This window comes from Stenotrophomonas sp. ESTM1D_MKCIP4_1, assembly GCF_003086895.1.
Lineage (GTDB): Bacteria > Pseudomonadota > Gammaproteobacteria > Xanthomonadales > Xanthomonadaceae > Stenotrophomonas.
On sequence record NZ_CP026004.1, the window covers coordinates 2,913,833 to 2,928,116 of the forward strand.

The 14,284-nt window shown below is 64.7% G+C and carries 12 protein-coding genes and 2 tRNA genes; all 14 read right to left on the bottom strand.

The genetic code is table 11. The features are described 5' to 3' along the window. Nucleotides 1-82: 82 nt before the first annotated feature. The 14 genes from rpsO to nuoI all read right to left on the bottom strand — a co-directional run bounded on the left by rpsO (nucleotide 83) and on the right by nuoI (nucleotide 14,284). Nucleotides 83-343 (bottom strand): 30S ribosomal protein S15, encoded by a 261-nt coding sequence (gene rpsO / locus C1924_RS13410; RefSeq protein ID WP_005410445.1) that lies wholly within the window; start codon nucleotides 341-343, stop codon nucleotides 83-85. Between the two features lie 173 nt (nucleotides 344-516). After that, the gene (gene truB / locus C1924_RS13415) at nucleotides 517-1,425 is read right to left on the bottom strand and encodes a tRNA pseudouridine(55) synthase TruB (protein ID WP_108765750.1); all 909 of its coding nucleotides are present in this window, start codon (nucleotides 1,423-1,425) and stop codon (nucleotides 517-519) included. Between the two features lie 107 nt (nucleotides 1,426-1,532). Continuing rightward, a complete protein-coding gene (rbfA, locus tag C1924_RS13420) occupies nucleotides 1,533-1,916 on the bottom strand; it encodes a 30S ribosome-binding factor RbfA (RefSeq protein WP_019660575.1) in 384 nt (127 codons plus the stop codon). 124 nt (nucleotides 1,917-2,040) lie between these two features. Further along, nucleotides 2,041-4,689 carry a translation initiation factor IF-2 gene (infB, locus tag C1924_RS13425; protein ID WP_108765751.1) on the bottom strand — a complete coding sequence of 883 codons (2,649 nt, stop codon included), beginning with the start codon at nucleotides 4,687-4,689 and terminating at the stop codon, nucleotides 2,041-2,043. A gap of 92 nt (nucleotides 4,690-4,781) precedes the next feature. Next, entirely contained in the window at nucleotides 4,782-6,293 is a 1,512-nt protein-coding gene (nusA, locus tag C1924_RS13430) for a transcription termination factor NusA (protein WP_108765752.1), read from the bottom strand. A gap of 4 nt (nucleotides 6,294-6,297) precedes the next feature. After that, on the bottom strand, nucleotides 6,298-6,888 hold the full coding sequence (gene rimP, locus C1924_RS13435) for a ribosome maturation factor RimP (RefSeq protein ID WP_108765753.1): 591 nt from the start codon (nucleotides 6,886-6,888) through the stop codon (nucleotides 6,298-6,300). A gap of 380 nt (nucleotides 6,889-7,268) precedes the next feature. Then, nucleotides 7,269-7,345 (bottom strand) — tRNA-Met (locus tag C1924_RS13440). Nucleotides 7,346-7,427: 82 nt separating this feature from the next. Beyond that, nucleotides 7,428-7,504, bottom strand: a tRNA-Met gene (locus C1924_RS13445). Nucleotides 7,505-7,631: 127 nt separating this feature from the next. After that, nucleotides 7,632-9,092 (bottom strand): NADH-quinone oxidoreductase subunit NuoN, encoded by a 1,461-nt coding sequence (gene nuoN / locus C1924_RS13450; RefSeq protein ID WP_108765754.1) that lies wholly within the window; start codon nucleotides 9,090-9,092, stop codon nucleotides 7,632-7,634. 15 nt (nucleotides 9,093-9,107) lie between these two features. Next, on the bottom strand, nucleotides 9,108-10,616 hold the full coding sequence (locus tag C1924_RS13455; RefSeq protein WP_108765755.1) for an NADH-quinone oxidoreductase subunit M: 1,509 nt from the start codon (nucleotides 10,614-10,616) through the stop codon (nucleotides 9,108-9,110). A 23-nt stretch (nucleotides 10,617-10,639) separates the two neighbouring features. Further along, the gene (gene nuoL / locus C1924_RS13460; protein WP_108765756.1) at nucleotides 10,640-12,817 is read right to left on the bottom strand and encodes an NADH-quinone oxidoreductase subunit L; all 2,178 of its coding nucleotides are present in this window, start codon (nucleotides 12,815-12,817) and stop codon (nucleotides 10,640-10,642) included. Nucleotides 12,818-12,824: 7 nt separating this feature from the next. Then, nucleotides 12,825-13,130, bottom strand: coding sequence for an NADH-quinone oxidoreductase subunit NuoK (gene nuoK / locus C1924_RS13465; protein WP_053519917.1), 306 nt, complete (start codon nucleotides 13,128-13,130; stop codon nucleotides 12,825-12,827). Further along, nucleotides 13,127-13,786, bottom strand: a complete 660-nt coding sequence (locus tag C1924_RS13470) for an NADH-quinone oxidoreductase subunit J (RefSeq protein ID WP_108765757.1) — start codon at nucleotides 13,784-13,786, stop codon at nucleotides 13,127-13,129. Before C1924_RS13470 ends, nuoK begins: the two co-directional genes overlap by 4 nt. Before the next feature lie 9 nt (nucleotides 13,787-13,795). After that, complete coding sequence (gene nuoI / locus C1924_RS13475; RefSeq protein ID WP_005410456.1) at nucleotides 13,796-14,284, bottom strand: NADH-quinone oxidoreductase subunit NuoI; 489 nt, start codon at nucleotides 14,282-14,284, stop codon at nucleotides 13,796-13,798.

Here is a 14,284-nt window from a genome sequence, read left to right on the forward strand (position 1 = left end):
CGGATCGTTCCGGCCTGAATCGGGATTTCGGTACTACAAAACAAAACCGCGGCGCATCGCTGCGCCGCGGGGGAGTCTTTGCTTAGCGACGCAGGCCAAGCTTTTCGATCAGGGCCTTGTAACGCTCGACGTCCTTCTTCTTCAGGTAGTCGAGCAGGCTGCGACGGCGGTTGACCATCTGCAGCAGGCCGCGGCGGCTGTGGTGGTCCTTCTTGTGGGTCTTGAAGTGGCCGGTCAGCAGTTCGATGCGGGCGGTCAGCAGGGCAACCTGGACTTCCGGGGAGCCGGTGTCAGCCGAGCTGCGCTTGTTGTCTTCAATGACCTTCTGGGTGTCGATCGACATTTCTTTTTTCTCTGTGATGCGTGGCCGGCAGGAACGCGCTTCGCGCACCGCCAGGCTCGCCGTGGACTACGAGGATGAAACCTGCGCGAGGCAGGTTGCCGGAAAACGGCCGCGAAATTGTAACGGTCAGGGGCTCCGGGAACAAGGACCGGGGCTGAACCGGCACGCCCGGGTCAGAGGTTGAACCGGCGCTGCGGGGCCAGCAGGCCACTGTCGTCGACCTGGCCCAGGCCCTGGACAGCCTCGTCCGGACCGTAGACGGCCACCAGCCCTCGCGGCCACGCGGCATCACGCTGGCGCTGGCCGACGCAGAAGCGGTGGGCCTGTCCGGCATCGAGGTCGACCCGGGGATACTCCGCCAGGCCCGCAGCCAGCGGCAGCAGCAGCGCTTCCATGCCGGCTTCGTCGCCGGCCTCGACCATCGCCCGCAGCTGGTCCAGGGTGACCATGGCCGGGGCGCGGAACGGCTCCACCCAGAGCCGACGCAGGGCACTGATGTGGGCGCCGCAGCCCAGCGCCTCGCCGAGGTCGCGGGCCAGGCTGCGGATGTAGGTGCCCGAACCGCACGTCACCCGCAGGTGCAGGCGGTCGGGCTGCTGCTCGAGCACCTCGATGGCATGCACCTGGACCTGGCGCTCAGGCGCCTCGATGGCTTCACCTCGCCGGGCCTTCACATACAGCGGTTCACCACCCTGCTTGAGCGCCGAATAGATCGGTGCGCGCTGCAGGATGTTGCCGGTCAGCGGCGCCAGCGCGGCCTGCAGGGCCTCGGCACTGATGGCCGGCACCGGGCGCTGCTGCAGCACCTGGCCTTCGGAATCGTCGGTGTCGGTGGTCTGGCCGAGCCGGATCTCGGCGTCATAGGCCTTGGCCGAGCCCAGCAACAGGCCGGCGATCTTGGTCGCCTCGCCGAAGCACAGCGGCAACAGGCCGGTGGCCAGCGGATCGAGACTGCCGGTATGGCCGCCCTTTTCGGCACGGAACAGGCGGCGGGCCACCTGCAGGGCGGCGTTGGAGCTCATGCCGGTCGACTTGTCGAGCAGCAGGATGCCATCCAGGCGGCGGAACTGAATTCGGGTCATGACAGAATTTTGTAGAGTCGAGCCATGCTCGGCTGCCGCAGCGCGGTCTGCATCAGACATCGCGCAGCCGGAATGCAACAACGCCGGGCATGCCCGGCGTCGCGCGGTTATTCTTCGTCGCTCTCGCGACGCTTCTCCGCAGCCAGCGTATCGGGCAGGTCGCGCAGGAGGTTGTCGATGTGCTCACCACGGTCGACCGAGTCGTCGTAGTGGAAATGCAGCTCCGGCACATGACGCAGCTTCATGGCACGGGCCAGGTCCATGCGCAGGCGGTAGCCCAGTTCCTTCAGGCCGGCCACGGCTTCGGCCGAACGTTCCGGCATGAGCGCGGTGACGAACACCTTGGCGTGGGCCATGTCACGGGTGATTTCCACGTCGGACACGCTCACCGAGGGCAACCCGTGCTCGCGCACGGCGTTGTGCACCAGGGTGCCGAGTTCACGGCGCAGCTGGGCGGAGACACGGTCGGTTCGATGGAAAGTCTTGGGCACGAGGAGCTCTTGGTTCAGTTGTCGCCCGACCAACGGTCGGGCGCTACATCTACATGGTACCCGACCGTTGGTCGGGTTCTACATCACGGCAGGGCCCGACCGTTGGTCGGGCCACCTTGCAGCATTACAGGGTGCGCGGCACTTCGATACGCTCGAAGCACTCGATCTGGTCACCCGGCTTGACGTCGTTGTAGGCCTTCACCGCGATACCGCATTCGGTACCGTTGCGGACTTCCTCGACGTTTTCCTTGAAGCGACGCAGCGATTCCAGTTCGCCCTCGAAGATGACCACGCTGTCGCGCAGCACGCGGATCGGCTTGTTGCGCTTGACCACGCCCTCGATGACCATCGAGCCGGCAACGGCGCCCAGCTTGGAGCTGCGGAACACGTCGCGGACCTCGGCGATACCGATGATCTCTTCGCGGATTTCCACGCCCAGCAGACCGGACGCCACCTGCTTCACCTGGTCGATCACGTCATAGATGATCGAGAAGTAACGCAGGTCCACGCCGTTGGATTCAATGATCCGACGGGCCGAAGCATCCGCACGCACGTTGAAGCCGATGACGGTGGCCTTGGAAGCGGCTGCCGAATTGGCGTCCGACTCGGTGATGCCGCCCACGCCGGAGTGGATCACGTTGATGCGGATGTCTTCGTTGGACAGCGCGACCAGTGCCTGGCTCAGCGCCTGCACGGAACCCTGCACGTCGGCCTTGATGACCAGGTTGAGGACCTGCTGGCCCTCGCCCTTGCCCAGGGTCGCCATGATGTCTTCCATGCGGCTGCCGGCAGTGGCGACCAGGCGCGATTCACGGCGCTTGGTCTCACGCTGCTGGGCAACGTCCTTGGCCAGGCGCTCGTCCTCGACGACCACGAAGTCGTCACCGGCTTCCGGCACGCCGGACAGGCCGAGGACCTGCACCGGGATGGACGGGCCGGCGAATTCCGGCTGCTTGCCGGTTTCGTCGAACAGCGCACGCACGCGGCCGTACTGGATGCCGCACACCAGGTAGTCGCCCTTCTTCAGGCGGCCCTGCTGCACCAGCACGGTGGCGACCGGGCCGCGGCCCTTGTCCAGCGACGATTCGATGACCACGCCGGAGGCGCGGCCTTCGTCAACGGCCTTCAGTTCCAGCAGTTCGGCCTGCACCGACACGGCGTCCAGAAGGTCGTCGATGCCCAGGCCGGTCTTGGCCGAGATCTCCACCATCTGGATGTCACCGCCGAAGTCTTCGGCCACGACCTGCTCGGAGAGCAGCTCGTTCTTGACCCGCATCGGGTCGGCACCGGACTTGTCGATCTTGTTGATGGCCACGATGAGCGGCACACCCGCCGAACGGGCGTGCTGGATCGCTTCCTTGGTCTGCGGCATGACGCCGTCGTCGGCAGCCACCACCAGCACCACGATGTCGGTCAGCTTGGCACCGCGGGCACGCATCGAGGTGAACGCGGCGTGGCCCGGGGTATCCAGGAAGCTGATGACGCCCTTCGGCGTATCAACGTGGTACGCACCGATGTGCTGGGTGATGCCACCGGCTTCGCCGTGGGCAACCTTGGTGCGGCGGATGTAATCCAGCAGCGAGGTCTTGCCGTGGTCGACGTGGCCCATGATGGTGACCACCGGCGGGCGCTGCACGGCTTCGCCCTGGTTTTCACCGGTCGAGGCCAGCAGTGCGTCTTCGGCGTCGTTGTCATTGGCACGGATCGCCTTGTGGCCGAGTTCTTCGGTCACCAGCGCCGCGGTGTCGTGGTCGATGGACTGGGTGATGGTGGCCATCACGCCCATCTTGAACAGCGCCTTCACCACCTCGCCGCCCTTCAGCGCGAGCTTCTGCGCCAAGTCGGCCACGGTGATGGTCTCGCCGATCGCCACTTCACGCACGACCGGTGCGGTCGGACGCTCGAAGGCGTGCGGACCGGCGTTGTTGCCACCGCGCGACATGTCGCGACGGCCGCCACTCTGGTTGCGACCGCCCGGACGACCCCGGGTGTTGCTGTTGTTGCTGTTGCCACGACGCGCACGGTCGGCAGCCGACAGGTGCATCTGGCCGGCGAAGCGATCGCCCGGGCCACGCTCGTTGCGCGGCGCGCTGCGGTTGTTGCGGTCGTCGCTGCGCGGCGGCGCCGGCGGTGCACCACGCGGTGCGGCCGGAGCGGCAGCCGGGGTACGCGGCGGGCGCGGCGCGGTTTCGTCGATCGGCGCGCGCTTGGGCTTGCTGGCAGCCACGGCCTCGGCGGCCTTGGCGGCAGCCGCAGCTTCCTCGGCAGCCTTCTTCTCGGCCTCGGCGCGTTCCTTGGCAGCAATCTCTTCCTCACGGGCACGGACGATGGCTTCGTCGCGCAGACGATCCTTCTCGGCCAGGGCCTGCTGTTCGGCGAGGTTGCGGGCGCGCGACTCTTCCAGCTTGCGCAGGATGTCGGCGCGCTCTTCGTCCGGCGTCATCGCACGCGCACCATCCTTGACGTAGGTACGCTTCTGGCGCACCTCGACATTCACGGTCGTCTTGCTGCGACCGGAATTGACCGTCACTTCCTGCTGTTTCCGGCGGTTGAGCGTGATCTTCTTTGCAGACTGATCGGTCTCTTCCGGGGCCTGCTCGGGCTTGCCGTGCGAACGACGAAGGAAGCCCAGGAGCTTCACCTTCTCGGTGCTGGTCACGACCTGGTCGGGACCGCTGAACTTCATGCCGGCACCGGCCAGCTGTTCCAGCAGTTTCTCGACCGGCGTGTTGACCAGTTCGGCAAGCTTGCGGATGGTGGTTTGCTGCGACATTCGGATCCTATGATCTTGTGGGCGCCCCCCCGCAGATGGAGGTGGCGCGGATTCTACGCCCTGATCGGCTCAGGGCCCTGTTCATTGCCGGCTCATTCGCCGCGTTCCAGTCGGGCGATCTCCTCGGCACGCGCGGCCAGGATCAGCGCCGCAGCGCGCTCCTGGTCCAGCCCTTCGATGCCGAAGTCCATGACCTCGTCAGCGGCCAGGTCGGAAAGCTCCTCGCTGGTGCGCACGCCGTGGCCGGCCAGCGCGTAAGCGGTGGCTTCGTCCATGCCCTTCAGGGACAGCAGGTCCTGCGCCGGCTGGCCGTCTTCAAGGCCTTCCTCGACTGCCAGGGCCTCATTGAGCAGCGCATCGCGGGCACGAGCGCGCAGCTCTTCGACGATGTCTTCGTCGAAACCTTCCACGGCCAGCAGTTCGCCGACCGGGACATATGCGATTTCCTCGACGGTGCCGAAGCCTTCGCTGACCAGGATGCCGGCGATTTCCTCGTCCACTTCCAGCTTGTCCATGAACAGCTGGCGGGCCAACGCCTGTTCGGCTTCCGACTTGGCGGTCACCTGGTCCTGGGTCATCACGTTCAGCTGCCAACCGGTCAGGCGGCTGGCCAGGCGCACGTTCTGGCCGCCCTTGCCGATGGCCTGCGCCAGGCGGTCTTCGGCCACGGCCAGATCCATCGAGTGCTTGTCTTCATCGACGATGATCGACTGCACTTCAGCCGGGGCCATCGCGTTGATGACGAAGTTGGCCGGGCTGTCGTTCCACAGCACGATGTCCACGCGCTCGCCATTGAGCTCGTTGGACACGGCCTGCACGCGCGAACCGCGCATGCCGATGCAGGCACCGATCGGATCGGTACGGGTATCGTGGGCCAGCACGGCGATCTTGGCGCGGTCGCCCGGATCACGGGCACAGGCCTTGATTTCCACCAGGCCCTGGCCGACTTCCGGCACTTCCAGCTTGAACAGCTCGATCATGAACTCCGGGGCGGCACGGCTGATGAACAGCTGCGGGCCACGCGGTTCCGAGCGCACTTCGGCCAGGTAGCCGCGCACGCGGTCACCGGCGCGCAGCACGTCGCGCGGGATGCCCTTGTCCTTCGGGATGAAGCCTTCGGCGTTGCCACCCAGGTCCACGTAGATGTTGCCGCGCTCGGCGCGCTTGACCACACCGGTGATCAGCTCACCGACGCGATCCTTCCACGCATCGACCACCTGCTGGCGCTCGGCTTCGCGCACGCGCTGCACGATGACCTGCTTGGCGGCCTGGGCGGCGATGCGGCCGAAATCGGGGTTTTCGATCTGCTCTTCGATGTAGTCACCGACGTCCACGCCTTCGGCTTCGTCGACGGCGTCCATCAGGCGGATCTGCCGGTCCGGCGATTCCATGACCACGTCATCGGCCACCACTTCCCAGCGGCGGTAGGTTTCGTAGCTGCCATCCTTGTGGTCGATGACCACGCGGGTCAGCACTTCCTCGTCGGGATAGCGCTTCTTCGCTGCGGAAGCCAGGGCGGCCTCGATCGCATCGAAGATCACTTCACGCGGCACGCCCTTCTCGTTGGCGACCGCGTCCACTACCAGCAACAGTTCCTTGCTCATTGGCTCACTCCGCGCGCGGCTTCTTTGCCGCCGGCTCGTTGGAAGAAGAATTCTTGTCCGGCTTCGGACGCTTCGGCGCCGGGCCGGTCGGCTTGGCCGGGGCCAGGCCCAGGGCAACCCAGTCCGGCATGATCCGGGCCTTGTCGATGTTGTCGGCCGACACGACCACTTCGGTCTTGTCGACGATGAACGTGATGGTGTCCGCAGCCTCGTCGGTCGCTTCGATGCGGCCCTGCAGGCGACGACGGTTGTCCTGCGGCAGCTTCAGCACGACCTTGGCCATTTCGCCGAGGTGACGGCCGAACTGCTCCAGGTTGAACAGCGGGCGATCGACGCCCGGCGAAGACACTTCCAGCGTGTAGTTGCCGCTGATCGGGTCTTCAACGTCCATCTGCGCGGACACTTCGCGGCTGACGCGCTCGCAGTCGTCCACGTTGATGATGCGCTCGGGCTGTTCAGCCAGCGGCACGTCGATGTAAAGGCGCAGGGTTGCACCGCCGGGGGCCGGCAGATACTCAACGCCCAGCAGCTCCAGGCCCAGCGACACAACGGTCGGGGCGAGCAGATTCGCGATGTCGGTTGCCTTGTCGCTCACAGCCTGCCTTGATCTCTTGGTTGGGTGCCGGCCACGGCCGGCGGGAAAACATGACGCCCCGGAAACGACAAAGGGCCCGCTGGGCCCCTTTTTCCGGAAAGACTCCGGTGACTGGATTCCGGTTGCACCCCGCAGCGCATGCGGGTTGCGAGCCCTCCTTCCGGACCTGGTCTCCCGATGGGAGGCCGCCTTCAGGGGTACTGCCTAGGCCGCTGATGATAGCGGCTGCACCGCGCTGGTGCAAGGTGCGGACCGGGTCCGGGCCTGGGGTCAGATCCCTCTTCCTCTGGAAAAGGGATCTGACCCCAATCCAGCGAAAACGACACAGACCCCAAAGAAAAACGCCTTCGAGGCAGGACCTCGAAGGCGATCTCTTTACTTGGTAGCGGGGGCAGGATTTGAACCTGCGACCTTCGGGTTATGAGCCCGACGAGCTGCCAGACTGCTCCACCCCGCATCAGAAGCGGAATTATGAGTGATAGCTTCAAAACATGCAAGCTTTTCCTCATTCATCACACCGGTTGGCGCCGATATGAAGTTGGTAGCGGGGGCAGGATTTGAACCTGCGACCTTCGGGTTATGAGCCCGACGAGCTGCCAGACTGCTCCACCCCGCACCGGAAGTGTTTGAACTGCTGCCCTGCTCTTTCGAGGAGGGCTACCGCAACGATGTTCTGGCTGAACCGCTGCAGTGACAACTCAGGCTGCGCATATTACACGAATCGCGCAGCTTTGTGTCAACTTTTATGCAAGATGCGCAAATGCCTGCTGGCACCAGACCATGATCGGGTTCCAGGCCAGGCCCAGCGCGAGCAGCGCCAGGGCGTTCACGCCCAGCACCACGCCCAGCACGCGGTCGTTGTTGCGCGGCATGGCCTCGCCCACCGGCTCATCGAAGTACATGACCTTGATGACGCGCAGGTAGTAGAAACAGCCGACCACGGCGCACAGCACGCCCAGCAGGGCCAGCCACAGCAGGCCGCCGTTGACGGCAGCGCCGAGCACCGCCAGCTTGGTCCAGAAGCCAAGGAACGGCGGAATGCCGGCCAGCGACGCCATGATGCACAGCACCAGGCCGGCCATCCACGGGTTGCGAGCGTTCAGGCCCTTGAAGTCCTCGATGTTCTCGGCTTCAAAGCCGGCGCGCGACAGGGCGATGATCGCACCGAAGGCGGCGGTGGACATGATGGCGTAGGCCAGTGCGTAGAACAGCGCGGCGGCGTAGCCCTGCGCGCCACCACCGGCGATGCCCATCAGCAGGAAGCCGATGTGCGAGACGGTGGAGAACGCCAGCATGCGCTTGAGGTTGCTCTGCGCGATGGCCATCAGGTTGCCGATGACCAGCGACACCGCGGCCAGGCCGGCGATCAGCAGCTGCAGTTCGGTCGACAGCGGGCCCACGCCCATTTCCAGCAGGCGGTAGGCCATGCCGAACGCGGCCAGCTTCGGTGCCGAGCTGATGAACAGCGCGATCGGTGCCGGGGCGCCCTGGTAGACGTCAGGCAGCCACATGTGGAACGGCGCGGCACCCAGCTTGAAGGCGACGCCGGCAATCATGAACACCGCACCGGTGATCAGCAGCACGCGCTCATCCGAATGCGGAATGGCGGCCTGGATGGCGTCCAGGTGCAGGCTGCCGGTGGCGCCGTAGATCAGCGACATGCCGTACAGCAGCAGGCCCGAGGCCAGCGAACCGAGGACGATGTACTTCATCGCCGCTTCCGAGGCCAGGCCGCTGTCGCGGTTGCTGGCGACCAGCGCGTAGGAGCACAGGGCCAGCAGTTCCAGGCCCAGGTAGACCATCAGCAGGCTGCCGGCCGAGACCAGGATCATCATGCCGGCCGTGCCGAACAGGATCAGCACCGGGATCTCGCCCTGGAACAGGTTGCGGTCGCGCAGGTAGCGCCAGCCGTAGACCAGGGTCAGGCCACTGAGCAGCACGATCCCGGTCTTCATCACGTCCGCGGCGGTATCGCGCACGAACATGCCGTGGAAGACCTCACCCTGCCCGCCCACGCCGGTGGCGAGCATGAACAGCACCACGGCCAGCGCAGCGACCGAGAACAGGTGAGTGACAATCTTGTTCCGGTTGCTGACGAACAGGTCGAGGATCATCAGGGCGAAGGCGCTGCCGATCAGCACCAGCTCGGGGGCGAGCGGTGGCAGGTCGGCGGCGGTCAATGGCAGCAGCGGCGAGGTGGTCATCATCAAATCCTGGAATTACAGCAGCTTGCTGGATGCGATCTGCATCGCCAGCTTCGCGATCGAGGGCTCCATCAGGTCGGTCAGCGGCTTGGGGTAGATGCCCAGGGCCAGCACGCCGATGGCGAACACGGTGAGCAGTGCCCACTCGCGGCCGTTGATGTCCTTCAGCTCGGCCACATGGCTGTTGGCCACTTCGCCGAAGAAGATGCGCTTGTACAGCCACAGGGTGTAGGCCGCACCGATGATCAGGGTGGTGGCGGCGCCCAGGGCGATCCACGGGTTCCGCTGGAACGCGGCCAGGATGACCATGAACTCACCGGCAAAACCACTGGTGCCCGGCAGGCCGGCATTGGCCATGAAGAACAGCATGGCGAAGGTGGCAAACCACGGCATCACGTTGACCACGCCGCCGTAATCGGCGATGCGGCGGCTGTGCATGCGGTCGTACAGCACGCCGACGCAGGAGAACATCGCACCGGACACGAAGCCGTGCGAGATCATCTGCACCATCGCGCCCTGCAGGCCCAGGCGGGCCGCATCGGCGTTGCCGGCTTCACGCACCAGCCACAGGGCGATGAAGGTACCGAGGGTGACGAAACCCATGTGCGCGATCGACGAATAGGCGATCAGCTTCTTCATGTCGTCCTGCACCAGGGCGACCAGGCCGACGTAGATCACCGCGATCAGCGACAGTGCGATCACCAGCCAGGCCCATTCGTTCGATGCATCCGGAACGATCGGCAGGTTGAAGCGCAGGAAGCCGTAGCCACCGATCTTCAGGGCGATGGCGGCCAGGATGACCGAACCGGCGGTCGGTGCTTCCACGTGCGCGTCCGGCAGCCAGGTGTGCACCGGGAACATCGGCACCTTGACCGCGAAGGCGATCAGGAAGGCGAAGAAGATCCAGGTCTGTTCCTTGCCGCTCAGCGGCAGCGCGTACAGGTCGGCCAGCTGGAAGCTGCCACCCTTCATGTACAGGTAGATCAGCGCCACCAGCATCAGCACCGAGCCGAGGAAGGTGTACAGGAAGAACTTCATCGCGGCGTAGATGCGGCGCGGGCCGCCCCAGACACCGATGATGAGGAACATCGGGATCAGCATCGCCTCGAAGAACACGTAGAACAGCATCGCGTCCGTGGCCGAGAAGATGCCGACGGTGACGCCTTCCAGGATCAGGAAGGCCGCCACGTACTGGTTCACGCGCTTGTCGATCGCGCTCCAGGCACCCAGCAGGGCCAGCACACCGATCAGGGTGGTGAGCAGGATCAGCGCGATGGCGATGCCATCCACGCCCAGGTTGTAGCCGATCTTGTACGCCGGGATCCACGCATGGGTCTCGACGAACTGCATGCCATCGGCAGCCGGGTTGTAGCCGCTGAGCAGCGAGAGGCTCGCCACGAAGGTCAGCAGCGCCACGCCGATGGACGCCCAGCGGGCGGCCTGCGCGTCACGGATCGCAAGGATCAGGGCACCGCCGAGGATCGGCAGCCAGATGAGGACACTGAGTAGGGGCCAGTTCGACACGTCTTCTTATTCCGTACAGGTCATCAACGCAGGTAATGCATCAGCACGCCCAGCAGGGCAATCAGGCCGATGATCATTGCGAAGGCGTAGTGATAGAGGAAACCGGATTGGGTACGACGCAGCACGCCGGCTGCGACGTCCACAACACGTGCCGAGAGATTGACCACGCCGTCGACGATGTTGCTGTCGATCCAGCGCGACACCTTGCCGAGCTTGACGCCGCCACCGGCAAAGCCATCGATCCACAGCTTGTCGAAGCCGTACTTGTTTTCCAGCACCGAAACCAGCGGGGCGAAGGTCTTGCGTGCCTTGCCCGACAGGTCCGGCTTCCACAGGTAGAACAACGCGGCCAGCAGGAAGCCCGCCAGGGTCAGCCAGAACGGCGGCAGCATCATGCCGTGCAGCGCGAATGCCACCGGACCATGGAACTCTTCGCCGAGGAAGCCCACGGTGTTCTTGGCCGGATCGTAGAAATCAACGATGCCGGTGAAGAACGTGGTGGCCTGGCCCTTGATCGCCTCGTGGGCATGGTGGCCGGCCCAGTCGGTGCCGTGCAGCATCGGACCGATGCTGAAGAAGCCGATGGCGATCGAGGGGATGGCCAGCAGGATCAGCGGCAGGGTCACCACCCACGGGGTTTCGTGCGGCTCATGCGGACCGTGGCCATGGCCGTGGTCGTCATGGGCATCGCCGTGGTGGGCATCGGCATGATGCGCATCGGCGGCGTGGTGGTCGTCATGGCCGTGACCATGATCATCGTGGTTCGCGTCACGGAAGCGTTCCGGACCATGGAAGGTCATGAACAGCAGGCGGAAGCTGTAGAAGCTGGTGACCAGCACGCCACCCAGTACCGCCCAGTAGCCGTAGGTGGCCACCCAGGTGTGCTGCATGTGGGCGTGGATCTCGGCAGCCTCGATGATGGTGTCCTTCGAGTAGAAGCCGGAGAAGAACGGCGTACCGACCAGGGCCAGGGTACCGATCCACATGGTGATGAAGGTGATCGGCATGTACTTGCGCAGGCCGCCCATCTTGCGCATGTCCTGCTCGTGGTGCATCGCGATGATGACCGAGCCGGCACCCAGGAACAGCAGCGCCTTGAAGAAGGCGTGGGTCATCAGGTGGAACACGGCCGCCGAATAGGCCGACACGCCCAGTGCCACGGTCATGTAGCCGAGCTGGGACAGCGTCGAGTACGCGACCACGCGCTTGATGTCGTTCTGCACGATGCCGATCAGGCCGGTGAAGAACGCGGTGGTGGCACCGATGAACAGAATGAAGTTCAGCGCGGTCTGCGACAGCTCGAACAGCGGCGACATGCGGGTGACCATGAAGATACCCGCGGTCACCATGGTCGCGGCGTGGATCAGCGCCGAGATCGGGGTCGGGCCTTCCATCGAGTCCGGCAGCCACACGTGCAGCGGGACCTGGGCGGACTTGCCCATGGCGCCGATGAACAGGCTGATGCAGATGACGGTGGCGATCGACCATACGACCGGCTCGCTCAGCAGCTGCATGCCGAAGACGGTGCCGTCCCAGATCTGCATCTTGGCTTCAGGGCTGGCCAGTGCGCCGGCCTGCGAGAAGACCTGCGAGTAATCCAGGGTGCCGAACACCCACAGCACGCCAGCAATACCCAGCAGGAAGCCGAAGTCACCCACGCGGTTGACCAGGAACGCCTTCATGTTGGCGAAGATGGCGGTCGGGCGCTTGAACCAGAAACCGATCAGCAGGTACGACACAAGGCCCACCGCTTCCCAGCCGAAGAACAGCTGCAGGAAGTTGTTGCTCATCACCAGGGTGAGCATCGAGAAGGTGAACAGCGAGATGTAGCTGAAGAAGCGCTGGTAGCCCGGATCTTCTTCCATGTAGCCGATGGTGTAGATGTGGACCAGCAGCGACACGAAGGTCACCACCACCATCATCATCGCGGTCAGCTTGTCGACCATGAAGCCGACATGGGCCGAGTACTGGCCTACTTCAAAGAAGGTGTACAGGTTCTGGTTGAACGGCTGCGCACCGCCCCAGACCAGCTGGTACAGGGTGTACATCGACAGGGCGCAGCTGATGGCGACGCCGAGGATGGTGACGGTCTGGGCGCCGAAGCGCTTGACCTGGCGACCGAACAGGCCGGCGATGATGCTGCCGAACAGCGGTGCAAGCACCACTGCGATCAACAGACTCTTGGAGAGAGTGATTTCCATCTGTGGATCAGCCCTTCAGCGAATCGACTTCGCCGACATTGATTGTGCGGCGGGTGCGGAACAGGGTCACCAGGATCGCCAGGCCAATGGCGGCCTCGGCAGCGGCGACGGTCAGGATGAAGAACACGAACAGCTGGCCTGACGGGTCGCCCAGCTGGCGCGAGAAGCCGACGAAGTTGATGTTCACCGACAGCAGCATCAACTCGATGGACATCAGCAGGACGATGATGTTCTTGCGGTTGAGGAAGATACCGGCAAGGCTGATGCAGAACAGCACCGCGCCCAGCGCCAGGATGTGGCCGAGAGTGATCATGCCTGGGTCTCCTCGTCGCCCGCGACCGGCTTGGTGTTGCTGTGGACCAGCGGCTGTTCGGCGTCCATCTTGACCATGCGCAGGCGCTGGCCAGCCTTGACCATCGTCTGGTCGCCCGGGTTCTGGCTCTTCACGCCGGTACGGCGGCGCAGGGTCAGCATGACGGCGGCCACCACGGCCACGGTCAGGATGACGGCGGCGAACTCGAACGGCAGCAGGAATTCGGTGAACAGGCTGCGTGCCAGCCAGGTGATGTTGGACGTGTCCGCGGCCAGGGCCGCAGCGTTGTCCGTCGGGAAGGCGTTGACCGCCCTGCCCTTCACCCCGATCAGGATCAGCATCTGCACCAGCATGGCCACGGCCACGATCAGGCCGACCGGCAGGTAGCGCACCCAGCCCTCACGCAGGTTCGTGGGATCGATGTCGAGCATCATCACCACGAACAGGAACAGCACCATCACCGCACCGACGTAGACCAGCACCAGGGCGACACCGAGGAACTCGGCGCCGACCAGCAGCCACACGCAGGCGATGGAGAAGAAGGTCAGCACCAGGCAGAGCACGGCGTGAACCGGGTTGCGCACGCTGATCACCGCACCGGCCGAAACCGTTGCCGCGATGGCGAACACCCAGAAAGCGATATTTACCCAATCCATCTCTCGACCTCAGCGGTAAGCGGCATCGGCGGCACGACGCTCGGCGATCTCGTTTTCGAGACGATCGCCAAGGGCCAGCAGCTGCGGCTTGGTAACGATGTTTTCGCCACGGTTCTCGAAGTGGTACTCGAGGATGTGGGTTTCGACGATCGAGTCCACCGGGCAGCTTTCTTCGCAGAAGCCGCAGAAGATGCACTTGAACAGGTCGATGTCGTAGCGGGTGGTACGGCGGGTGCCGTCCTCGCGCTTGGCCGAGTCGATGGTGATGGCCAGGGCCGGGCACACCGCTTCGCACAGCTTGCAGGCGATGCAGCGCTCTTCGCCGTTGGGGTAACGGCGCAGGGCGTGCAGGCCACGGAAGCGCGGCGACTGCGGGAACTTCTCCATCGGGTACATCATCGTGTACTTCGGCTTGAAGCTGTACTTCAGCGTCAGCCAGAGACCGGCCAGCAGTTCGAGCAGCAGCAGGCTCTTGAAGTAATGGGTAATCCTGTTCAT